Origin of the sequence: Avibacterium sp. 21-595, assembly GCF_023611905.1 — a bacterium.
Lineage (GTDB): Bacteria > Pseudomonadota > Gammaproteobacteria > Enterobacterales > Pasteurellaceae > Avibacterium.
In genome coordinates this window covers 1,439,411-1,462,212 of record NZ_CP091455.1, presented here as the reverse complement: position 1 = coordinate 1,462,212, position 22,802 = coordinate 1,439,411, and the positions used below count along the sequence as shown (strand labels likewise).

The following is a 22,802-nucleotide window of genomic DNA, read 5'->3' as shown; positions in this document are numbered from 1 at the left end:
ATGTGATGGATATTTCAGAATTACTTGATGGATTAAATGATAAACAACGCGAGGCAGTCGCCGCCCCCTTGGGCAATTACTTAGTGTTAGCTGGCGCGGGTAGTGGTAAAACGCGAGTGCTAACTTATCGTATTGCTTGGTTGATTGCGGTAGAGCAAATTTCTGAAGGCAGTATAATGGCAGTCACCTTTACCAATAAAGCCGCTGCAGAAATGCGTCATCGAATTGAGCAAACATTGGCGAAATATTCATCACAACGCATAATGGGAATGTGGACTGGCACATTTCACAGTATTGCACACCGTCTATTACGCGCCCATTATGCGGATGCTGGGCTACCACAGGATTTTCAAATTTTAGATAGTGATGATCAGCAACGTTTGATTAAACGCTTGATTAAGCTACATAATATCGACGAAAAAGCGTATCCGCCGAAACAGGCTTGCTGGTATATTAATAACAAAAAAGAAGAAGGTTTGCGTCCGCATCAACTTGATGATGAGGGTGATATTCAAGAACGCACTTGGATTAAAATTTATCAAATTTATCAAGATGCTTGTGATAGAGCGGGCTTGTTAGATTTTTCTGAATTATTGTTGCGAGCGTATGAATTATGGCTGAAAAAACCGCTAATTTTGCAACGTTATCAGCAGCGTTTTTCGCATATTTTGGTGGACGAGTTTCAAGATACCAACAAAATCCAATATGCGTGGATCAAATTATTGGTGGGAGAAACGGGTAAAATAATGATCGTAGGCGATGACGATCAGTCTATTTATGGCTGGCGTGGCGCACAAGTTGAAAATATTCACCGTTTCTTAGAAGATTTTCATAATGCACAAACCATTCGTCTTGAGCAAAATTATCGTTCTACGGGCAATATTCTCAACAGTGCCAACCATTTAATTGCGAATAATAGTAACCGTCTTGGTAAGGATTTATGGACGGAGGGGGAGCAAGGCGATCCTGTTGGGATTTATGCCGCCTTTAATGAAATTGACGAAGCTCAATTTGTGGCAAGCCAAATCAAAATCTGGCTCGATGATGGTGGAAAATTAGATGATTGTGCTATTTTATATCGTAGTAATAGCCAATCTCGTGTTATTGAAGAAGCCTTAATTCGCGCCCAAATTCCTTATCGAATTTATGGCGGATTGCGTTTCTTTGAACGGCAAGAAATTAAAGATGCCTTAGCGTATTTACGTTTGATCGCCAATCGCTTTGATGATGCCGCCTTTGAGCGAGTGATCAACACACCAGCTCGAGGGATTGGCGATCGAACCTTAGATGTGTTACGTCAATTAACCCGTGAGCGACAAATTACTCTATGGCAAGCCATTCAAGTTGCCATTCAGGAAAATATGTTAGCAGGACGGGCAGCAACCGCTTTATTGCGTTTTACTGAATTAATTAATTCCTTACAACAAGATAGTGCAGAAATGCCACTATTTGCCCAAACTGATTTTGTCATTAAACACTCCGGCTTGTATGAAATGTATAAGCAGGAGAAAGGTGAAAAAGGTGAAGTGCGGATCGAAAATTTGGAAGAACTGGTAAGTGCAACTCGAGAATTTATTAAACCAGATGAAGCGGAAGAAATGACAGATTTAATGGCATTTCTCACCCACGCCTCTTTAGAGGCTGGGGAAGAACAGGCTTCGCCACATCAATCTAGCGTACAAATGATGACATTGCATTCCGCCAAAGGGTTAGAATTTGCACGTGTGTTTATGATTGGGGTGGAAGAAGGTTTATTTCCGAGCTTCCGTTCTTTTGAAGAACCGGGGCGTTTAGAAGAGGAACGCCGTCTGGCTTATGTTGGCATCACCCGAGCCAAGCAAAAACTTACCATTAGCTATGCGGAAAGCCGCCGATTATATGGCAAAGAAGAACGCCATATTCCTTCTCGTTTTATTGAAGAATTACCAAAAGATTGTATTCAAGAAGTGCGTTTACGAGGCACGGTGACGCGTGCGTATAATCGTGCTGCCGTCGGTTCGTTAAATAGTCATAAAGCCAAAAATGATAGCGAATGGCGAATGGGACAAAAAGTTAGACACGCTAAATTTGGTAATGGCACAATTATTAATGTGGAAGGTGAAGACAATAACACCCGACTACAAATCGCTTTTCAAGGAGAGGGGATTAAATGGCTGATTGCGGCATTGGCGAAGCTAGAGAAGTTATCCTAAACACAAATTAAAAACTCACTAAAAAGACACCGCACTTTGTTTTTTATGAGTTTATATCATTCTCTAACATCAAAGTGCGGTATTTTTTATGCAATATGTAATTGCTTAGAGCGAATGTTTGTAAGGCAGTAGGAGCAATATTTCCCCTCAATTAAAAAAAAGTGAGGGGCTTTTTGATTTGTCTTAAAAGCTGGAGTAAGCCACTAACTCATCAAGGTGCAAATTTTTATGACTAAATATAATCAACAAGTTAAATAATAAATCGTTATCTTAAGCATAACTAACATTTATTGCCGACTTGTCAGCATTTAGCCAAAATAACCCATAGAGGAGCATTAATTTTATTATCTAATTTAACGTTTGATTGGCAAAATTTCTTTTGCATAACAATGAAAGTTATGCTTTAATTTTTGAATAAAATTTCACTATATGTGATTAAATATTTATTTAGTGGTAATTATGGAAGGTCAATATGCCAATGATGTTTAAAAAATCAGTACTTGCTGTAATGTTAGGGGCTTTAGCTGCTGGTCAGCTTTATGCTGCCGAAGTGCCAGAAGGAACGCTTTTGGCGGAAAAACAAGAATTAGTATGGAATGTGGGGGCTAATCCAGCAACCTTAGATCCACAAAAAATAGAGGGCGTTGTTGAAACAAATTATGCTCAGCAATTATTTGAAACTTTAGTTATTTCTGATGAAAAAGGAAGGATAAAACCCGGTGCGGCAATTTCTTGGGAACATAGCAATGATTTTAAAACGTGGACCTTTCATTTACGTCCAAATGCAAAATGGTCTAATGGTGATCCTGTTGTTGCAGGGGATTTTGTGTATGCTTGGCAACGTTTAGCTGATCCAAATACCGCTGCACCTTATGCAACCTTTTTAGAATTTGTGCAATTAAAAAATGCAGCTCAAGTTGTATCAGGTAAGCTACCTGTAAGCGAATTGGGCGTTGAAGCAAAAGATGAGCATACTTTAGTCCTTCATTTGATAGAACCTGTTCCCTATGTTGATAAATTAGTTGAGTATATCGTACTTGCACCAGTAAATAAAAAAGTGATAGAGCAGTTTGGCAGTGAATGGACTAAACCGGGTAATTTAGTTGGAAACGGGGCATTTATTTTAAAATCAGCTGTGGTGAATGAAAAAACGGAATTAGAACGTAATCCATATTATTGGGATAATAAACATACGCGATTAGACAGGGTAACTTTATTACCTATTGTGTCTTCTTCAACTGATGTGGCTCGTTATCGTGCTGGTGATGAAGATGTGACTCATGGTGAAATGCCAATTGAATCTTATATAAAAATTAAAAATGATTTGCCTGATGAACTTTATCATACGCCATTACTTTGTACCTATATGTATGAAGTCAATATGCAAAAATCACCATTTAATGATGTTAAGGTACGTAAGGCATTATCTTTGGCGTTAGAACGTAGCCTCTTAACGGATAAAGTATTACAACAAGGACAGAATGTTACTTATAGCTTTACTCCAACGTTTATTAATGGAGGGGAAAAGATTACAAAACCAGAATGGGCTAATTGGTCACAAACACAGCGTAATCAAGAGGCAATAAAATTATTAAAAGAAGCTGGATTTGATAGCAACCATCCTCTGAATTTTAAGTTGTTGTACAACACTTCAGATAACTACAAAAAATTAGCCAGTGCAACACAAGCCATTTGGAAGAAAAATTTACAAGGTATCGTAAATGTTACCTTAGAGAATCAGGAGTGGAAAACTTATCTCGATTCTTTACATCAAGGTGATTTTGAGGTTGCGCGAGTTAGATGGTGTGCAGATTATAATGAAGCGACGACGTTTCTGAATTACTATCTATCTAATAGCACAAATAATATCTCTTCTTATAAAAGTGCAGAATATGATAGATTGGTTTCTTCATCATTTAATGAGCCAATGGAAGAAAAAAGAGCAGAAATTTATGCACAGGCAGAAAAAGTGTTAGAAAAAGATACCGCACTTATTCCTGTATATAATTATGTGTCTCCTCGTCTGATCAAACCTTGGGTAAAAGGTTTTGCGGTACAACATCCGGGGCAAAATTATTATCTAAAAGATGTTTATATTATTAAACATTAAGCGGTAGCCCAGAACCTATTACAGCAGCATTTTAAACTAATACAGCGAGACATTGTCTCGTTGTATTGTTTACATTATTTTCAGCATACGTTTTTTTGAAGCATTAAACCTACATCACTTTAGATAATACACATTTTTTTCGTTATTTTCATAAATGAAATGTGTCAATGAATCTCAAATAAGACAATTCCCAATGATTTCGCAATTTCTTATTTACAAGTTTAAAAAATTCCTTTATTAATTAAGACCATTTTATAAAAAATCAGGAGTAAATATGCACACTTTATTTAAAAAATCATTACTGTCGGCGTTATTAGGATTGTCTTTATCAGTAGGGACTGCAATGGCGGCGAATGTGCCAGAAGGCACGCAATTAGCGGATAAGCAAGAATTAATCTGGAATGTGAATTCAAACCCTGCCACCCTTGATCCTCAGAAAATGGAAGGCGATGTTGAGGGGAATTATGCACGTCAACTATATGAAACATTAGTGATTTCTGATGCGAAAGGGCATATTATACCCGGTGCGGCGAGTTCTTGGGAACACAGTGACGACTTTAAAACGTGGACATTCCATTTACGCCCTGAAGCGAAATGGTCTAATGGCGAGCCGGTGATGGCTGGTGATTTTGTCTATGCTTGGCAACGTTTAGCCGATCCTAAAACAGCCTCACCTTATTCAAGCTTCCTTGAGTTCGTTAAATTAAAAAATGCTGATCAAGTGATTGCTGGCAAACTTTCACCCGCTGAGTTAGGTGTGGAGGCGAAAGACGATCATACGTTAGTGTTGCATTTAACGGAATCCGTTCCTTATGTGGATAAATTGGTTGAACATTATGTACTAGCGCCAGTGAATAAACACGTCGTAGAACAGTTTGGTGATAATTGGACAAAACCCGGGAATTTAGTTGGTAATGGGGCGTTTGTATTAAAATCCGCGGTGGTTAATGAAAAAGCGGAATTAGAACGTAATCCATATTATTGGGATAATGCACATACCGTATTAGAAAAAATCGTATTATTGCCGATTGAATCCGCTTCAATAGATGTCTCTCGTTACCGTGCTGGTGATGAAGATATGACAGGAAAAGAAATTCCAATTGAGCTTTATGCCAAAGTCAAAAAAGAGTTGGGCGATGAATTAACACACGCCCCGCAACTTTGTACTTATCTTTATGAAATTAACACCGCCAAAGCGCCATTTGATAACCCTAAAGTGCGTAAAGCTTTGTCTTTAGCGTTAGAGCGTGAAATTTTAACGGATAAAATCTTACAACAAGGTCAAAAACCTGCTTATATTTTTACCCCACCATTTATCAATGGCGCGGAAAAAATGGCAAATCCTGAATGGGCGAATTGGACACAAGATCAGCGTAATCAAGCTGCGCTTAACCTATTGAAAGAAGCGGGATTTGATAAATCACACCCATTAAGTTTTAACTTATTGTATAACACCTCAGACAACCATAAGAAATTGGCGAGTGCAGCACAATCTATTTGGAAGAAAAATTTACAAGGGGTTGTCAATGTAACCCTAGAAAATCAGGAATGGAAAACCTATCTAGATACGCGTCATCAAGGTAATTTTGATGTAGCGCGTGCGGGTTGGTGTGCCGATTATAATGAAGCGAGTACGTTCTTAAATTATTATTTATCTAACAGTGCAAATAATACAGCATTCTATAAAAACGCTGCTTATGATGCCTTGATTGCTTCCGCATTTAACGCACAAAATGATGAACAACGTGCTGAAATTTATGCACAAGCAGAGCAAATATTAGACAATGATACTGCACTGATCCCCGTTTATCATTATGTGCAGCCTCGCCTGATTAAGCCTTGGGTGAAAGGTTTTGCTTATGCACATCCTGCACAAAATTATTATTTAAAAGACGTTTATATTATTAAACATTAATCTTTTTGCACCCGCACATTGTTTACATTATTAAGTGCGGGTGTTTTTTTCGTTATTTTTATCTTTATGGGATAACATTATGCTTAAATTAATTTTTCGCCGTATCTTAGAGGCGATCCCAACCCTATTTATTTTAATCACGGTTTCTTTTTTTATGATGCGACTTGCCCCCGGTAGTCCATTTTCCAGTGAAAAAAATTACCCCCCAGAAGTGATCGCAAATATCGAAGCAAAATATCACTTAAATGAGCCACTTATGGTGCAATATGGGATTTATTTGAAAGATTTAGCACACGGTGATTTTGGCCCTTCCTTTAAATATAAGGATTACACGGTTAATCAGCTTGTTGCACAATCTTTCCCTGTTTCCTTAAAGTTAGGTTTTTCTGCCTTTTTAATCGCACTAATATGTGGCATTTCTGCTGGCGTGATTGCGGCATTAAAGCAAAACAAGTGGCTAGATTATTTAATAATGACCTTTGCAATGACAGGCGTTGTTGTACCGAGTTTTGTTGTTGCGCCGTTGTTAATATTAATTTTTTCGATTACGCTGAAATGGCTTCCCTCTGGCGGCTGGGAAGGGGGACAGTTAAGTAATATTATCTTACCAATGATTGCGCTTTCTTTATCCTATATTGCCAGCATTGCTCGAATTATGCGTAGTTCAATGATTGAAGTATTGCATTCAAATTTTATCCGTACGGCAAAAGCGAAAGGATTACCGATGTCGCGTATTATCTTAAAACACGCGTTACGTCCCGCGTTATTACCTGTGATCTCTTATATGGGGCCGGCATTCGTTGGGATTATTACCGGATCAATGGTGATTGAAAGCATTTTTGTTTTGCCCGGAATTGGTCAGCTTTTTGTTAATGGCGCGTTAAACCGAGATTATTCTTTAGTACTCAGTTTAACCATTTTAGTGGGAACATTAACCATTGTTTTTAATGCCATCGTCGATATTTTATATGCGGTGATTGATCCGAAAATTCGTTATTAATGGAGTGCTGAAAAAATGATAAAAACAAAAGAAAATCAAGCACTGATGGAAAAATTGGGCGAGCAATTAGAACAGGTTGAAGGACGCAGTTTATGGCAAGATGCAAGACGCCGTTTTTTCCGTAATAAAGCGGCGGTGATGAGCTTATTTGTGCTATTTTTAATTTTACTTTTTGTCACCTTTGCGCCAATGTTAATGCCTTTTAGCTATGATGACACGGATTGGGCAATGATGGCTTCACCGCCAGATGTTGAATCAATGCATTATTTAGGCACAGACGGATTAGGGCGAGATCTGCTGGTTCGCCTTGCCATTGGTGGACGAATTTCCTTATTAGTAGGGATTGCCGGTGCATTTATCGCCGTTTTAGTTGGTACGCTTTATGGGGCAACAGCGGGTTATGTGGGCGGCAAAACCGATGCCATTTTAATGCGTATTTTAGAGATCTTATATTCTTTCCCCTTTATGTTTTTTGTGATCCTATTGGTGACCTTCTTTGGGCAAAATATTTTGCTTATTTTCGTGGCAATAGGAATGGTCTCTTGGTTGGATATGGCGCGTATCGTGCGTGGACAAACGCTCAGTCTCAAACGTAAAGAATTTATCGAAGCAGCGATTGTATGTGGCGTTTCGCCTCGGCAAATTGTATGGCGACACATCGTTCCAAATGTGTTAGGCGTTGTCGTGGTTTATGCCTCTTTACTCGTGCCGGGAATGATCTTATTTGAATCCTTTTTAAGTTTCTTAGGGCTAGGTACGCAAGAACCACTTAGTAGCTGGGGCGCATTATTAAATGATGGGGCAAAATCAATGGAAGCCACCCCTTGGCTATTGATTTTTCCAGCGGTTTTTTTAGTAATTACATTATTTTGTTTTAATTTTATTGGTGATGGCTTGCGTGATGCGCTTGATCCAAAAGATCGATAAGGTGAGAAAATGAAAAACGAAAAACACCCTCTCCTTGATGTACAAGATTTAAGAGTCACCTTCAAAACACCAGATGGTGAGGTTACCGCCGTGAATAATTTAACCTTTACCCTCAACGCAGGGGAAACCCTCGGTATTGTTGGGGAGTCAGGCTCGGGCAAATCACAAACTGCCTTTGCATTAATGGGATTATTGGCGGATAACGGTAAAACCTCTGGTTCTGCTCGTTTTAATGGAGAAGAAATTTTAGGTTTATCCTCATCACAATTAAATCGCTTAAGAGCGGAGCAAATTGCGATGATTTTCCAAGATCCAATGACCTCGTTAAATCCTTATATGAAAATTGGCGAGCAGCTAACCGAAGTGCTGGTCTTACATAAAGGGTACAGCTATAAGCAAGCCTTTGAAGAATCTGTAAAAATGTTAGATGCGGTGAAAATGCCAGAAGCACGTAAACGAATGGCAATGTATCCACACGAATTTTCTGGCGGGATGCGTCAGCGTGTTATGATCGCAATGGCATTATTATGCCGTCCAAAATTATTGATTGCTGATGAACCAACCACCGCCTTAGATGTAACAGTACAAGCACAGATTATGACCTTATTAAATGAGTTAAAACACGAGTTTAATACAGCAATTATTATGATTACTCACGATCTCGGCGTGGTGGCAGGGAGCTGTGATCAAGTGCTGGTGATGTATGCGGGAAGAACAATGGAATATGGCTCAGCGAAAGAAATTTTCTATCAGCCAACGCATCCTTACTCCATTGGTTTAATCAATGCAGTGCCACGCTTAGATTCTGAAGAAGATAAACTCTTAACGATTCCGGGCAATCCACCGAATTTATTACATTTGCCAACGGGCTGCCCGTTTAGCCCACGTTGCCAATTTGCCACGGAACAATGTAAAGATAGCCCATTATTAGAGGAATTTGCACAAAATCGTTTACGCGCGTGTTTTATTGCTCCTACTCAGCTGCTAAGAGGAAATTAAGATGAAAAAATTATTACTTGAAGTCGAAGATCTTAGCGTACATTTCAACGTGCAAAGCAACGAAGGCTTTTTATTTAAGAAAAAGCAAACCTTGCACGCGGTAAACCACGTCTCGTTTAAATTATATGAAGGAGAAACCTTAGGCGTGGTAGGCGAGTCTGGCTGTGGAAAATCCACTCTTGCTCGTTCGATTATTGGTTTGGTGAAATCCGCAGGTGGCAATATTTTGTGGCTAGGTAACGATCTCAGCCAACAAAGCGAAAAACAGTGGCACAGCACGCGTAAAGATATTCAAATGATTTTCCAAGATCCCTTGGCATCACTCAATCCAAGAATGACGATTGGAAATATTATTGCTGAGCCACTGAAGATTTACTTCCCGCATTTATCTGCACAAGAAGTCAAAGAGCGTGTGCAAGCAATGATGTTAAAAGTAGGCTTATTGCCAAATTTAATTAACCGCTATCCACACGAATTTTCGGGCGGTCAGTGTCAGCGTATTGGCATTGCTCGTGCATTGATTATTGAGCCTAAACTGATTATCTGTGATGAACCTGTTTCTGCTCTTGATGTTTCCATTCAAGCACAGGTGGTCAATTTACTTAAATCGTTGCAAAAAGAAATGGGGTTATCACTGATTTTTATTGCACACGATTTAGCTGTGGTAAAACATATTTCTGATCGCGTTCTGGTGATGTATTTAGGTAATGCGGTGGAGTTGGGGACTTATGACAAGGTCTATCACGAAACCAAGCATCCTTACACCAAAGCGTTGATGTCTGCTGTGCCAATCCCAGATCCGAATTTGGAACGAGGTAAAAAAATTCAGCTACTCGAAGGTGATCTCCCTTCCCCGATCAATCCCCCTTCTGGTTGCGTGTTTCGTACTCGATGCCCATTAGCGGATACAGAATGTACATTAAGCAAACCGCGTTTAACGGGGAATAATCAGCATTTGGTTGCTTGCTTTAAAGTATAACTGTGGCAGTTGAAATTAAAGTGCGGTATTTTTTCAATAGATTTTTTATCGTAAAAATCAAAGAAAAAGCACCGCACTTAATAATCGGATTAGTTTAAATATTTAAATACCTTGATAACCTTTACAACCCCAGCCACATTGCGAGCAACCTCTGTTGCGGCATCAGCTTGTTGTTGAGTGAGGTTTCCCATTAAGAACACTTCACCGTTTTCTGTGATGACTTTTACATCAGTGGCTTTTACCCCTGAATTGACAAAGAGTTTGGATTTAATTTGGGTGGTGATCCAGCTATCTTGACTGATTTGTCCAAGAGAGATAGGGGAACCTACTCGCAGTTCATTATAAACTTCAGAAACATTATCAACACCTTTGGCAAGCCCTGTGGCAATTTCTTTTAGATTTTCATTTGGCACTTGCCCGATAAGTAGAATCCTTCCGCCATATGAAACCACATTGATTCGAGCTTCGCTATCAAGTTGTTGATCTTTATTAATGGCGTGTAGAACTTTTTCTTCAAGGGTTTCATCATCAACCTGTGTTCCCACTGTTCTTGGATCGGTGGCGACTTTTGTTGCTACGGCTGTTGCCCCAACAATGCCGGCAACCGTGGCGCTAACGCAGCCTTGTAGTAAGAATGCGCTGCCGAGAATTAGGGCTAGTTTTTTTAAATTCCTTGTTTTCATTGTTGTACTCCTTTTGGGTTGTAAGCGGTTGAGTGCTAGGAATGAGAAAAAAGCGTGTGGTCAATTAACTCACAAATCGTATTAATAATAAAGAGATGATGCTCCAAAATACGGCTTTCTTTTACTGTTGGTGCGGTGATTTCCAAATCCTGTTCTGTCAGAAAGCCTTGAATATGATCGTTATTCGCGCCCGTTAATGCGATGACACTGATTTCTTTATTTAGTGCGGAATTAATGGTATCTAGCACCATTTCTTCATTACCAAAAGGGGAAAATACCACCAACAGATCCCCTTGTTGTGCGACGGCATTAAATTGGCGTTGATAAAATTGCTGTTTAGGGCGATCGGCGATAATGGCGGAGCCAATCGCATTATCTAAACTCAATAGTACAGAGGGAAAGCTCGGGCGTTCTAATTCATAGCGATTGAGTAAATTCGCCACCAGAAATTGTGCATTGGCGTAAGATCGCCCTTGCCCGCAGACAATAATTTTATTACCACGCAATAAGCAGGCGACGATGTTTTGCACGGCTTGAAAAATTGCATTGGGCAATAAGCTTGAGGCTGAAATCTGGGTTTGTATGCTTTCGCTATAAAGATCTTTTATTTTATCTAACATTGTGATTTATCAGGCTTATTCATCAAGAAAATTGGGAATCCATTGTAGGTCTTGTATTGTATTACCAAATGCCACTAAATCAAAACGACAATCGGTATCTTCGAGGCTACAATCTTGTTTAGCCAGCCACATATTGGCGGCATCTAACCATTTTTGCTGTTTTTGCCAATCTACGCTTTCCACCGCAGAGCCAAAAAAATCATTTTTTCTTTGCCGCACTTCGACAAACACAATGGTATCGCCATCTTGCATAATCAAATCAAGTTCACCACATTTAAAGTGTTGGTTGGCGGCAATAAATTTTAGCCCTTTGGATTGTAAAAAAAGGCGAGCTTGTTGCTCAAAGCTCGCCCCTTGATGACGTTTAGATTTAAACATAATTAATTGCTTAATACCACCACGGAGGCATTTTGGTATTGATACCACGTCATTTCTCGTTCGATATTACAGTTCGGACCCGCACTTAATTTACCGGTTAAACCGTTGATATTGAATCCCGGAACTTGACGTAATTCATTAAATTGATTGATTAACAACCACGCATCAGCACCCATAGCATATAAACGCATTAAGGAGTAATCACCATTGGTAACGCTTGCTACTTTTTTATATTGTGCAGAATCTACATCTTTAAAGAAGGGAATATCACTAAATTCTAACCCATCCATTAATAAGCGATATTCAGGCGTATTGTTTGAGGAATTACTGCGTGAACTTGCGAATAACTTCAGGTTAATATTGCTATTATCAATTGCCAGTTTAATATCACTAAGCTGATTGTTCGTTGCCACAATATATAACGCTTGAATAGGTTGGCTTAAGCCTGATTGGAGCGTATAAGTGATGTCATCGGCATTATTATAAAATTTAATATTGGCATCTGTACCCGAAAGTTGTTGCCAGCGGGTGTTAAATGCAGAGGCCGTACGGCGACCAAGATCGCTTTGTGGCACAATGATAAATGGGTTTTGAATACCTTGATCCCAAATGCGATTTGCGGCAGATTCAGCTTCGTCTTCAGGCGCTAAGCCATAATAGCAGAGCTGACCAATCGCTCGAGAATTTTCAGTAGAATTTAAGGTAAGCACGTTTAGCCCTTGCAATAAGTCAGGGCGGTTGGTTAATTTATCTACATTTTGTTTTAACAACGGACCGACAATGGTATTAATTCCCTCTAGTTTGGCTTGTTCAATGATATTTTCCACTGGCGTAGCAAGGGTATCAAAAACTTTAACCTGAATATCCGAATTCCCTCTTGCATCATCAAATCCGCGTTTAATGGTGCTACCAATGATCTGCGCATCGCCACTTAATGGAAGCAGTAGGGCAATTTGGTTTAATTGTGTTTGTTGGAAATTAAATAACCCTTGCAATTCTGTTGGGAAGAGATAACTTGCGCTATGTCTTGGATAAGCCGCTTTCCAGCTTTGTAAGGCTTGGCTTAATTGTGCTGGGTGATTTAAGTTATCATTATATGCTTTAGCTAATGCTAACCAGCCACCTAATGCGGCACTGCCTTCTGCCGATGTGTTGTTAATTAAGCCACGATTTGCATTACGTAATAATGCCCAAGTGCGGTCATTATTTTCTTGTTTTCTTTGGCTGTCTGTTAATAGGGAATCAATTTGAATACGCGCTTTCACGGCATTCATAATTTGATTACGATTTTTTGCCACGCGTGCAACCACTTCATAGTAACGTGCTTTTTGCGAAGGGCTTAATAAAGCAAGATCAATCGCTTTTAAACGGCTATCCGCCGCTTTATTATTTCCTTTCACTGCCGCAATATGCGCTTCAATGATCGCTTTATCAAGTAGCTGTTCTTCATTGAGATCGTTTAATTCTGCTAACATCGCTTGAGCTTGAGGGATTTTATTCTCACGCACTAACACACGTGCGGCAAGTAATTTATAGGTTTGTTGATCTTCAAGATTTTGCGTGCGTTGAATTTGATTGATGTAATATTCAGAACTGGCATTTGCATCGTTTTTCAGCACATTTGTGAAACTGTTTCCGAATAAATTGGTACAGCCTGCTAAGAGCAATGCAAATAAAAAAGGCATTAATTGATTTTTTAAATTAATGCGTTGTAATAGAATAGTCATAATTACTCCGTTGTTGAAAACAATCTCGGGGATCTTACTTATCTCAATAATTAAAATCAAATAAAAGAAGTAAAAATGGACAATTTAACTGGAATTTTATATATCGTGGCAACACCCATTGGCAATTTGCAGGATATTACGCAACGTGCCTTACAAGTATTGGAACAAGTGGATTTAGTTGCCGCTGAAGATACCCGCCATAGTGGTTTATTGCTCAGCCATTACGGCATTAAAAAGCCTTTTTTTGCACTGCACGATCATAATGAACAACAAAAAGCCGATATTTTATGCGAAAAACTGTTGCAAGGGACAAGCATTGCATTAATTTCTGATGCGGGTACGCCACTGATTAGCGATCCGGGCTTTCATTTAGTCAGAAAGTGTCGCCAAGCGGGGATTAAAATCGTCCCAATTCCCGGCGCGTGTGCGGCGATTGCGGGGCTTTGTGCCTCAGGCATTGCGTCTGATCGTTTTTGCTTTGAAGGCTTTTTGCCTGCCAAATCCAAAGCACGTTGCGATAAATTAGAAAATCTTGCAAAAGAAGACCGCACTTTGATTTTCTATGAATCCACCCACCGCATTTTAGATTGTCTTGCGGATATAGAAAAGGTGTTCGGTGCAGAACGTTATGTAGTGCTAGCACGAGAGCTGACTAAAACGTGGGAAACGATTTATGGTGATGAGATAGGGGCATTACGTCAATGGGTCAGTGACGATCCAAATCGCAGCAAAGGCGAAATGGTGCTGATTGTAGAAGGCAATGTGAAGTGCGAGGAGGAAAGTTTTTCACCACAAGCCATCAAAGCCTTAGCACTTATCGCAAAAGAACTTCCACTCAAAAAAGCCGCGGCTATTGTCGCCGAGCTTTATGGTTATAAGAAAAATGCGTTGTATCAGTTTGGGTTGGAGAATTTGTAACGTGATTTTCGTACAAATTTATTTTCCCTCAACCCTATAATCAACGGGGAATTTCGGTATAATGCCCAAGTTTATTATTACAGGATAAAGGTTATGAGCCAGTTTTTTTATATACACCCAGAAAATCCGCAGCCGCGTTTAATTAATCAAGCGGTGGATATGTTGAAACAAGGCGGGGTGATTGTTTACCCGACGGATTCAGGCTATGCCTTAGGTTGTATGCTCGGTGATAAGCACGCAATGGATCGCATTGTGCAAATTCGCCAACTGCCAGAAAATCATAATTTCACTTTGGTGTGTAGCGATTTATCAGAGCTTTCAACTTATGCCACGGTGAACAATGTGGCGTATCGACTGATTAAAAATAACACACCGGGGCGTTATACCTTTATTCTCACCGCCACGAAAGAAGTGCCACGCCGCTTAATGACATCAAAACGTAAAACCATTGGCTTACGCGTGCCAGATAATCAAATTGCGTTAGCCTTATTGAATGCCTTGGGCGAGCCGATTTTATCTTGTTCTTTAATGTTGCCCGGGGAAGAAGGTATTACCCAATCTGATCCTGAAGAAATTCGCGATCGTTTAGAACATCAAGTGGATTTAATTATTAACGGTGGCTATTTAGGACAAGCGCCGACAACCGTGGTGGATTTAACCGACAACACGCCAGTAATCTTGCGTGAAGGTAGTGGTTCAATTACGCCATTTATTTAATCTTTTCAAATTGTTAGACGCTTGGGAAAGCGACAAGAGGAAATATGAAATCAACATCTTATTCGCAACGCAATGCCACCAAAGGAATGCGTTTTGCTGAAAAAAATAACACTGAAAGAAAACGTACAGACAAGCCTTTCGTATCAAACGTAGAAAGCAAAGAAAAAAGTGTGGTAAAAAAGACCGCACTTTCTGTGGCGCATAAAGTCGAAGGGGAAAAATTACAAAAAGTATTGGCGCGCGCAGGACAAGGTTCTCGCCGTGAAATTGAAGCGATGATCGCCGCCAATCGGGTCAGCGTAAACGGCAAAATGGCAACACTCGGTGATCGCGTTGTGGTAAACGCAAATTTAAAAATTCGTATTGATGGACATCTGGTGAATTTACAACAAGCACAAAAAGAAGTGTGTCGCGTGTTGATGTATTACAAACCCGAAGGCGAACTCTGCACACGCCACGATCCTGAAGGCCGTGCCACCGTGTTTGATCGCTTACCACGTTTGACAGGTTCGCGTTGGATTGCTGTTGGGCGTTTAGATATTAATACCTCAGGTTTATTATTATTTACTACGGATGGCGAATTGGCGAATCGCTTAATGCACCCAAGTCGAGAAGTGGAACGTGAATATTCCGTGCGCGTATTTGGGCAGGTCGATGAAGCAATGATCGCCCGTTTACGCAAAGGGGTTCAGTTAGAAGATGGGCCAGCCAATTTCAAAGCCATTAAGCCAATGGGCGGGCAGGGGATGAATCAATGGTTTGATGTTACCCTAATGGAAGGGCGTAATCGTGAGGTTCGCCGTTTATGGGAATCGCAAGGCATTCAAGTGAGCCGTTTGATCCGTATTCGTTACGGCAATATTAAATTAATGAAAACCTTACCGCGTGGCGGATGGGAAGAAATGGATCTCACCAATGTCAATTATTTGCGTGAATTAGTTGGGCTTGAACCAGAGACGCAAAGCAAATTAGATGTGACTAAACAACGCAGACGAGCCAAAACGGGGCAAATCCGCCGTGCAGTGAAACGTTATGCGGACATCAATAAACGTTATAAAAAAGCCTAAAAATGTAACAAAAAAGCACCGCACTTTAATCAAGGAGTGATGATGAAAATTCAGCAATTACGCTATATCGTTGAAATCGTAAATCAAAATTTGAATGTAACGGAAGCAGCAAATACCTTGTTTACCTCGCAACCGGGGATTAGCAAACAAGTGCGGTTGTTGGAAGATGAATTAGGCTTAGAGATTTTTGAGCGTAACGGCAAACATATCAAAGCACTTACCCCAGCGGGCAAAAAAATTGTCGCGATTGCGCGAGAATTATTGGTGAAAACCCAAAGCATTAAAGCCGTCGCAGATGAATATACGCAGCCTAATCACGGCGTGTTACGCATCGCCACCACCAACACGCAAGCGCGTTATATGTTGCCTTCTGTGGTAGAGCGGTTTTCCAAGAAATATCCTGATGTGAGCCTGCATATTCATCAAGGTTCACCCACGCAAATTTACGATGCCTTGCTTTCGGGAGAAGTGGATTTAGCGATCACCACGGAAGCGCAATATTTATTTGATGATTTGGTTCTATTGCCGTGTTATTTATGGAATCGTTCGGTGGTTGTAAAACCGGATCACCCTTTGGCAAAATGTAAACATCTCACTATTGAAGAATTAGGCAACTATCCACTGGTAACCTATACCTTTGGTTTTACGGGCGTTTCTGATTTAGATTATGCTTTTAACAGCGCAGGATTGTTGCCGAATATTGTGTTTACCGCGACCGATGCAGATGTGATTAAAACTTATGTCCGATTAGGCTTAGGGGTTGGCATTATGGCTTCAATGGCACACACGCCAGAAGATAACGATCTGGTTGCCATTGATGCCAGCCATATTTTCCGTTCGAGTATGACGCAGATTGCGTTCAAACATAGCATTTTCTTACGTAATTATATGTACGATTTTATCAATATGTTTTCACCGCACTTAACCCGCCCAATGGTGGAGCAAGCGGAGCGTTTACACGATAACAATGCGGTAAAAAAATTATTTGATGACGTGATGCTAGAAGTTCGCTAGTTTGTTACCGCCACTATTTAGCAATACGATGCAGGTGAATTTTGAAGGTAAAGGATATCCCTAAATAGAGATAAGGAGCATTTTATGAAAATTGTTTTTCTTGATAGCACAGCCATTCCAAAACACATTCCCATTCCACGCCCAAATTTTGAACATCAATGGGTGGAATATGCGCATACTTCACCAGAGCAAACCATTGAACGGGCGAAAGAGGCTGATATTGTCATTACTAGTAAGGTCGTGTTTGATCGCGAAACAATGAAACAGCTCCCTAAATTGAAATTAATTGCGATCACAGCTACGGGTACAAATAATGTGGACTTAGAGGCAGCCAAAGCACTTGGGATTGTCGTGAAAAATGTTACAGGTTATTCTTCTGTTACCGTGCCTGAACACGTTTTGGGTTTAATTTTTGCCTTAAAACACAGTTTAATGAATTGGTATAAGGATCAACTCAGTGCAAAATGGGCAAATAGCAAACAGTTTTGTTATTTTGATTACCCCATCACCGATGTAAAAGGCTCTACCTTAGGCGTTGTAGGCAAAGGCAATCTGGGGAAAGAAATCGGCCGTTTAGCTGAAGCCTTAGGAATGAAAGTGATTTATGCGGAACGCAAAGGGGCTACAACAGTGCGTGAGGGATATTTACCTTTTGAGCAAGTGTTACAAGAGGCGGATATTGTTACCTTACATTGCCCTTTAACGCCAGACACCACAAATTTGATCAATGCGGAAACCTTAAAATTAATGAAGCCGACGGCGTATTTAATCAATACAGGGCGTGGGCCTTTAGTGGATGAAAAAGCCTTAGTGGAAGCATTGGAAAATGGCACAATTGCCGCCGCAGCGTTAGATGTATTAGTGAAAGAGCCACCTGAGAAAGATAACCCACTTATTCAAGCGGCAACGCGTTTACCAAATTTAATTATTACCCCGCACATTGCTTGGGCATCGGATGGTGCGGTGGAAATTTTGGTGAAAAAAGTGACACAAAATATGGAAGAATTTGTCGCAACAGGCAAATAATTTTATTGCAGGACGACATTTCCCCTGTTCAGCAGGGGAAATTTTGATAAATATTTATGATGAATTTACCGATTTCTTTATTTATTGCCCTACGCTATTGGCGTGCGAAAAGTGCAGATCGCTTTGGGCGATTAGTCACCAATCTTGCGATGATGGGCATTGTGCTAGGCATTATGGCATTAATCATCGTGCTTTCGGTAATGAATGGCTTGGAAAATCAGCAAAAAAAACAAGTGCTTTCCACGATTCCCCACGCCATAATGACGCCAAAATCGGGGAATTTATCCCTTGCTGCGCCCATTCCCACAATGCCAGCTTTCGTACAGCGAGCGATTCCTATTAATACCACGAATGTCATTTTGCAAGCGCCACAGGGCGTGAGTGCAGGACAAGTGATCGGTATTCAACACTTTTCTGATGATCCCTTATTAGCACATTTTCAGGCGCAGACTTTTGAACAATTATTGCCAGCAGGTGAATTTAAATTGCTGATTGGTGCGCAATTAGCACAAAAATTGCATTTACAGATTGGTGATAAAGTGCGTTTAATGATCACCGAAAATAGCCAATACACGCCCTTTGGGCGCGTGCCAGTACAGCGTTTATTTACCATTAGCGATATTTATTTTGCTTCAGGGCAAAATGACACAAACGCCGTGTTTGCCAATCTTTCAGATATTGGTCGATTGATGCGTATTCCGCCACAGCAAATGCAAGGTTATCGCTTATTTTTGGCTGATCCTTTTGATATTACCAAACTTTCTCAATATTTCAGCCCAGAGAAATGGCAGATAGTCGATTGGCGTAGCCAGAAAGGGGAATTTTTCCAAGCAGTCAAAATGGAAAAAAATATGATGGGCTTGCTGATTAGCCTGATTATTGTGGTTGCCATCTCAAATATTGTTACTTCGCTTAGCTTAATGGTAGTGGATAAACAAGGGGAAATCGCGATTTTGCAAACGCAAGGGTTAAATAAATCTCAAGTACGCAGTCTGTTTATTTGGCAAGGGTTATTGGTTGGGATTACTGGAACGCTGATTGGCACGCTGCTTGGTGTGCTAACCACGTTAAATTTAGATTTCCTTATGGCGTGGTTTAATCCAGAAAATATTCGTTTGCCAACAGAACTCAATTATTCACAGATTGTGATTATTGTTGCGCTATCCTTATTATTTTCTTTATGTTCAACCATTTATCCAGCTTACCGCGCAGCACGAATTGAGCCAGCAGAAGCATTGCGCTATGAATAATGTGATCCTATAGTGCGGTGCTTTTTTACGCGATTTTAATGATAAAACAGAAAAAACGAGAAAAGAATGACAGAGAAGCAAATTTTACTCAGCTGCCAACAGTTAAGCAAGGTTTACCAAGAAGGGGAAAACCGAACGTCAGTGCTAAAAGAGGTTACTTTTTCAATGGAAGAAGGCGAGTTAGTGGCGATTGTGGGCAGTTCAGGTTCAGGCAAAAGTACGTTATTACATACGCTAGGTGGCTTAGATCAGCCAACCAGTGGGGAAGTGTTCATTAAAGGGCAATCTTTGCAGCAAACCAGCGCCGACGAATTAGCAAAATTACGCAATCACTATATGGGCTTTGTTTATCAATTTCATCATTTAATGGCGGATTTTAGTGCGTTAGAAAACGTGATGATGCCAATGCTAATTGGTAAACAATCGCGTAGTGAGGCACAAGATCGTGCAGAACAAATGCTACAAGCGGTTGGCTTATCTCATCGCATTAAACATCGTCCTTCTGCCTTATCTGGTGGTGAGCGTCAGCGGGTTGCCATTGCCCGTGCTTTAGTGAATCAGCCCGCTTTAGTGTTAGCCGATGAACCCACAGGGAATTTGGATCGTAAAACCACGGAAAGCATTTTTGAACTTATTTTGAAATTAAACCAAGAGCAAAAAATTGCCTTTTTATTGGTGACTCACGATTTGCAGTTGGCGGCGAAATTGTCTCGCCGAATGGTGATGCAAGACGGCGTATTGCGTGGAGAAAGCTAGATGAACGCACCTTTTTTTATTAGCTGGCGTTATCAGCGAGGGAAGCAAAAAAACCGTTTGGTTTCGCTGATTTCAATGTTTTCTACCCTTGGTATTGCACTGGGCGTAATGGTATTGATTGTGGGGTTAAGTGCAATGAACGGCTTTGAACGTGAGCTGAATAAGCGAATTTTAGCTGTTGTGCCACATGTTGAGATTTCAGCCTATTCTGAACAGGGCGATAGCACAGCAATAAAAAATTGGCAAAATTTAACCGCACTTTTAAAACAGGATCCTAACGTGGTGGCAAGTTCCCCTTTTGTGAGCTTTACCGCATTGGTAGAAAATGGCACCAAGCTAAAAGTGGTGCAAGTCAAAGGGGTTGAAGCCGACAAGCAAGATCAGGTGAGCGCCTTAGGGCAATTTGTATTAGGTGATGGCTGGCAGCGTTTCTCCCGTGAAGGGGGATTGGTATTAGGATCTGGCATTGCGCGTGAATTAGCGGTGAAAGAAGGAGATTGGGTTACCCTATTAATTTCGCAATCAGATGGCTCCGATCATTTTACTCAGCCAATGCGTGAGCGTATTCAGATTACAGGAATTTTACGCCTTGATGGACAGCTCGATCACCGCTATGCGTTAATTCCGCTTGCCACCGCACAGCAATTTTTGGATTATTCGGCGGATGAAGTCAGCGGGATAGAACTTAAGGTGCAACACCCTTTTGCCGTGCAACAGTTGAATTATCCTACCTTGCAACAGTATCCACAGTTTTTATCCGCGCAAAATTGGATTAGCCAATTTGGCTATATGTATCGCGATATTCAGCTTATTCGCACCGTAATGTATTTAGCGATGGTGCTAGTGATTGGCGTGGCTTGTTTTAATATTATCTCAACCTTGATTATGGCGGTGAAAGATAAGCAGGGCGATATTGCGATTATGCGCACGCTCGGCGCAAATGATCGCTTTATTAAACGAATTTTTATCTGGTATGGTTTACTGGCTGGAATGAAAGGCTGTGTAATTGGGTTAGTGCTAGGTTGCATAACGGCATTAAATCTCACGCAATTAATTAAAGGCATTGAATTTTTAATTGGCAGAAAGCTACTTTCTGATGGTGTGTATTTCGTGGATTTTTTACCGAGCGAACTACATTGGCAAGATATTGCCGTGGTTTTTTTGGTGGCATTAGTGTTAAGTTTAATTGCCAGTTTGTATCCAGCAAGTCGGGCAGCGAAATTACAACCTGCACAAGTTTTAAGCAGTCATTAAAAATTTATTAATAATATCTTTAAACTAGTTTACTAGTACAAAAATGCGTGTTACATTGACACGCAATTCAGTATTCGCAATACGAATAAGCAAGTGATGATCAAAGACAAATCAAGATGTAAGAGAGTGATGTATGACAAAAAGCAAAAATGATATTTATATTGCTAACGACGATACCCGAATTGGCAACGTAGAGCAGGTGTTACCACCTATTGCGTTAATTGAAAAATATCCAGCAAGCGACGTGGCAATTAACACCGTAAAAAAAGCTCGCCAACAAGCACACAATATTATTCATCGCAAAGATGATCGTTTGCTTGTGGTTATTGGGCCTTGTTCTATTCACGATCCGAAATCTGCATTGGAATATGCACAACGAATCAAAGCAATGCGTGAGAAATATCAAGATAGTTTAGAAATTATTATGCGTGTCTATTTTGAAAAACCGCGTACAACCGTAGGTTGGAAAGGATTGATTAACGATCCTTATCTCAACAACAGTTATGCGTTAAATGATGGCTTACGTATTGCGCGCAAATTATTGTTGGATATTAATAATTTAGAAGTGCCAGCAGCAGGCGAATTTTTGGATATGATCACACCGCAATATGTTGCTGATTTTATGAGTTGGGGGGCAATCGGGGCAAGAACGACGGAATCGCAAGTTCACCGTGAATTAGCTTCGGGCTTATCTTGTGCAGTGGGTTTTAAAAATGCAACCAATGGTGGTGTACGCATTGCTCTTGATGCGATTGGTGCAGCAGAAGCCCCGCATTATTTCCTTTCGGTAACAAAATTTGGTCATTCTGCCATTGTTTCCACTAAAGGAAATGCAGATTGCCATATTATTTTACGTGGTGGCGATAAAGGACCAAATTACAGTGCAAAAGATGTCAATGAGGTCTGTGAAAGTATTGAGAAGAGCGGTCGTATTCCACACGTTATGGTGGATTTCAGTCACGCAAACAGCAGTAAGCAATTTAAAAAACAATTAGAGGTTTGTGCTGATGTGTGTCAGCAAATTGCACAGGGTTCAAATCAAATTTTTGGTGTGATGATTGAAAGCCATTTGGTAGAAGGCAGACAAGATCTTGTGGATGGTAAAGAATTGGTTTACGGACAAAGTATCACCGATGCTTGCATTGGCTGGGAAGATTCAGAATTGGTATTGGAGCAACTTTCAAACGCTGTAATCGCTCGTCGTCGTGTAAATCGCTAATTGGATTTTTGTAGAGAGAAAGGCTGAATTGAGAAAATTCAGTCTTTTTTA

Annotated in this window: 19 protein-coding genes and 1 pseudogene; 16 read left to right on the top strand and 4 right to left on the bottom strand. The window is 40.4% G+C overall.

Going from position 1 to position 22,802, the window contains the following annotated elements; translation table 11 throughout:
• The first annotated feature begins 5 nt into the window (after positions 1-5).
• The 7 genes from uvrD to oppF all read left to right on the top strand — a co-directional run bounded on the left by uvrD (position 6) and on the right by oppF (position 10,122).
• Positions 6-2,192 (top strand): DNA helicase II, encoded by a 2,187-nt coding sequence (gene uvrD / locus L4F92_RS06790; protein ID WP_250363152.1) that lies wholly within the window; start codon positions 6-8, stop codon positions 2,190-2,192.
• A gap of 472 nt (positions 2,193-2,664) precedes the next feature.
• Positions 2,665-4,302, top strand: coding sequence for an ABC transporter substrate-binding protein (locus L4F92_RS06785; RefSeq protein ID WP_442778839.1), 1,638 nt, complete (start codon positions 2,665-2,667; stop codon positions 4,300-4,302).
• A gap of 274 nt (positions 4,303-4,576) precedes the next feature.
• Positions 4,577-6,217: an ABC transporter substrate-binding protein gene (locus tag L4F92_RS06780; RefSeq protein WP_250363150.1), complete on the top strand. Its 1,641-nt coding sequence runs from the start codon at positions 4,577-4,579 to the stop codon at positions 6,215-6,217.
• A 79-nt stretch (positions 6,218-6,296) separates the two neighbouring features.
• Positions 6,297-7,217 carry an oligopeptide ABC transporter permease OppB gene (gene oppB / locus L4F92_RS06775; protein WP_250350032.1) on the top strand — a complete coding sequence of 307 codons (921 nt, stop codon included), beginning with the start codon at positions 6,297-6,299 and terminating at the stop codon, positions 7,215-7,217.
• Positions 7,218-7,232: 15 nt separating this feature from the next.
• Positions 7,233-8,144: an oligopeptide ABC transporter permease OppC gene (oppC, locus tag L4F92_RS06770; RefSeq protein ID WP_250363149.1), complete on the top strand. Its 912-nt coding sequence runs from the start codon at positions 7,233-7,235 to the stop codon at positions 8,142-8,144.
• Between the two features lie 9 nt (positions 8,145-8,153).
• Positions 8,154-9,143, top strand: a complete 990-nt coding sequence (locus L4F92_RS06765) for an ABC transporter ATP-binding protein (protein ID WP_250363148.1) — start codon at positions 8,154-8,156, stop codon at positions 9,141-9,143.
• 1 nt (position 9,144) lies between these two features.
• Positions 9,145-10,122 (top strand): murein tripeptide/oligopeptide ABC transporter ATP binding protein OppF, encoded by a 978-nt coding sequence (gene oppF / locus L4F92_RS06760; RefSeq protein WP_250363147.1) that lies wholly within the window; start codon positions 9,145-9,147, stop codon positions 10,120-10,122.
• Positions 10,123-10,211: 89 nt separating this feature from the next.
• On the opposite strand, the gene dolP is transcribed toward oppF, so the two are convergent.
• Genes dolP through L4F92_RS06740 form a run of 4 tightly spaced genes read right to left on the bottom strand, consistent with a single transcriptional unit; the run spans position 10,212 to position 13,530 of the window.
• Positions 10,212-10,805, bottom strand: a complete 594-nt coding sequence (dolP, locus tag L4F92_RS06755) for a division/outer membrane stress-associated lipid-binding lipoprotein (protein WP_250363146.1) — start codon at positions 10,803-10,805, stop codon at positions 10,212-10,214.
• Between the two features lie 35 nt (positions 10,806-10,840).
• On the bottom strand, positions 10,841-11,425 hold the full coding sequence (locus L4F92_RS06750; RefSeq protein ID WP_250350037.1) for a D-sedoheptulose-7-phosphate isomerase: 585 nt from the start codon (positions 11,423-11,425) through the stop codon (positions 10,841-10,843).
• A gap of 15 nt (positions 11,426-11,440) precedes the next feature.
• Positions 11,441-11,803 (bottom strand): YraN family protein, encoded by a 363-nt coding sequence (locus tag L4F92_RS06745; protein WP_250350038.1) that lies wholly within the window; start codon positions 11,801-11,803, stop codon positions 11,441-11,443.
• Positions 11,804-11,805: 2 nt separating this feature from the next.
• Entirely contained in the window at positions 11,806-13,530 is a 1,725-nt protein-coding gene (locus tag L4F92_RS06740) for a penicillin-binding protein activator (protein WP_250363145.1), read from the bottom strand.
• A gap of 75 nt (positions 13,531-13,605) precedes the next feature.
• Between L4F92_RS06740 and rsmI the strand changes: the two genes are divergently transcribed.
• The 9 genes and pseudogenes from rsmI (at position 13,606) to aroG (ending at position 22,751) form a co-directional block, all read left to right on the top strand.
• Positions 13,606-14,448, top strand: a complete 843-nt coding sequence (rsmI, locus tag L4F92_RS06735; protein ID WP_250350040.1) for a 16S rRNA (cytidine(1402)-2'-O)-methyltransferase — start codon at positions 13,606-13,608, stop codon at positions 14,446-14,448.
• A gap of 93 nt (positions 14,449-14,541) precedes the next feature.
• The gene (locus L4F92_RS06730; RefSeq protein ID WP_250350041.1) at positions 14,542-15,165 is read left to right on the top strand and encodes an L-threonylcarbamoyladenylate synthase; all 624 of its coding nucleotides are present in this window, start codon (positions 14,542-14,544) and stop codon (positions 15,163-15,165) included.
• A gap of 158 nt (positions 15,166-15,323) precedes the next feature.
• Positions 15,324-16,232: pseudogene (rluB, locus tag L4F92_RS06725) on the top strand (23S rRNA pseudouridine(2605) synthase RluB); the annotation flags it as partial.
• Between the two features lie 42 nt (positions 16,233-16,274).
• Entirely contained in the window at positions 16,275-17,246 is a 972-nt protein-coding gene (gene cysB, locus L4F92_RS06720; RefSeq protein WP_250351673.1) for an HTH-type transcriptional regulator CysB, read from the top strand.
• 84 nt (positions 17,247-17,330) lie between these two features.
• Complete coding sequence (locus tag L4F92_RS06715; RefSeq protein ID WP_250363143.1) at positions 17,331-18,272, top strand: 2-hydroxyacid dehydrogenase; 942 nt, start codon at positions 17,331-17,333, stop codon at positions 18,270-18,272.
• A 59-nt stretch (positions 18,273-18,331) separates the two neighbouring features.
• Complete coding sequence (locus L4F92_RS06710) at positions 18,332-19,522, top strand: lipoprotein-releasing ABC transporter permease subunit (protein ID WP_250364572.1); 1,191 nt, start codon at positions 18,332-18,334, stop codon at positions 19,520-19,522.
• A gap of 66 nt (positions 19,523-19,588) precedes the next feature.
• A complete protein-coding gene (gene lolD / locus L4F92_RS06705) occupies positions 19,589-20,278 on the top strand; it encodes a lipoprotein-releasing ABC transporter ATP-binding protein LolD (RefSeq protein WP_250363142.1) in 690 nt (229 codons plus the stop codon).
• Positions 20,279-21,532 (top strand): lipoprotein-releasing ABC transporter permease subunit LolE, encoded by a 1,254-nt coding sequence (gene lolE / locus L4F92_RS06700; RefSeq protein ID WP_250363141.1) that lies wholly within the window; start codon positions 20,279-20,281, stop codon positions 21,530-21,532.
• Positions 21,533-21,665: 133 nt separating this feature from the next.
• Complete coding sequence (gene aroG, locus L4F92_RS06695; protein ID WP_268739388.1) at positions 21,666-22,751, top strand: 3-deoxy-7-phosphoheptulonate synthase AroG; 1,086 nt, start codon at positions 21,666-21,668, stop codon at positions 22,749-22,751.
• Positions 22,752-22,802: the final 51 nt, after the last annotated feature.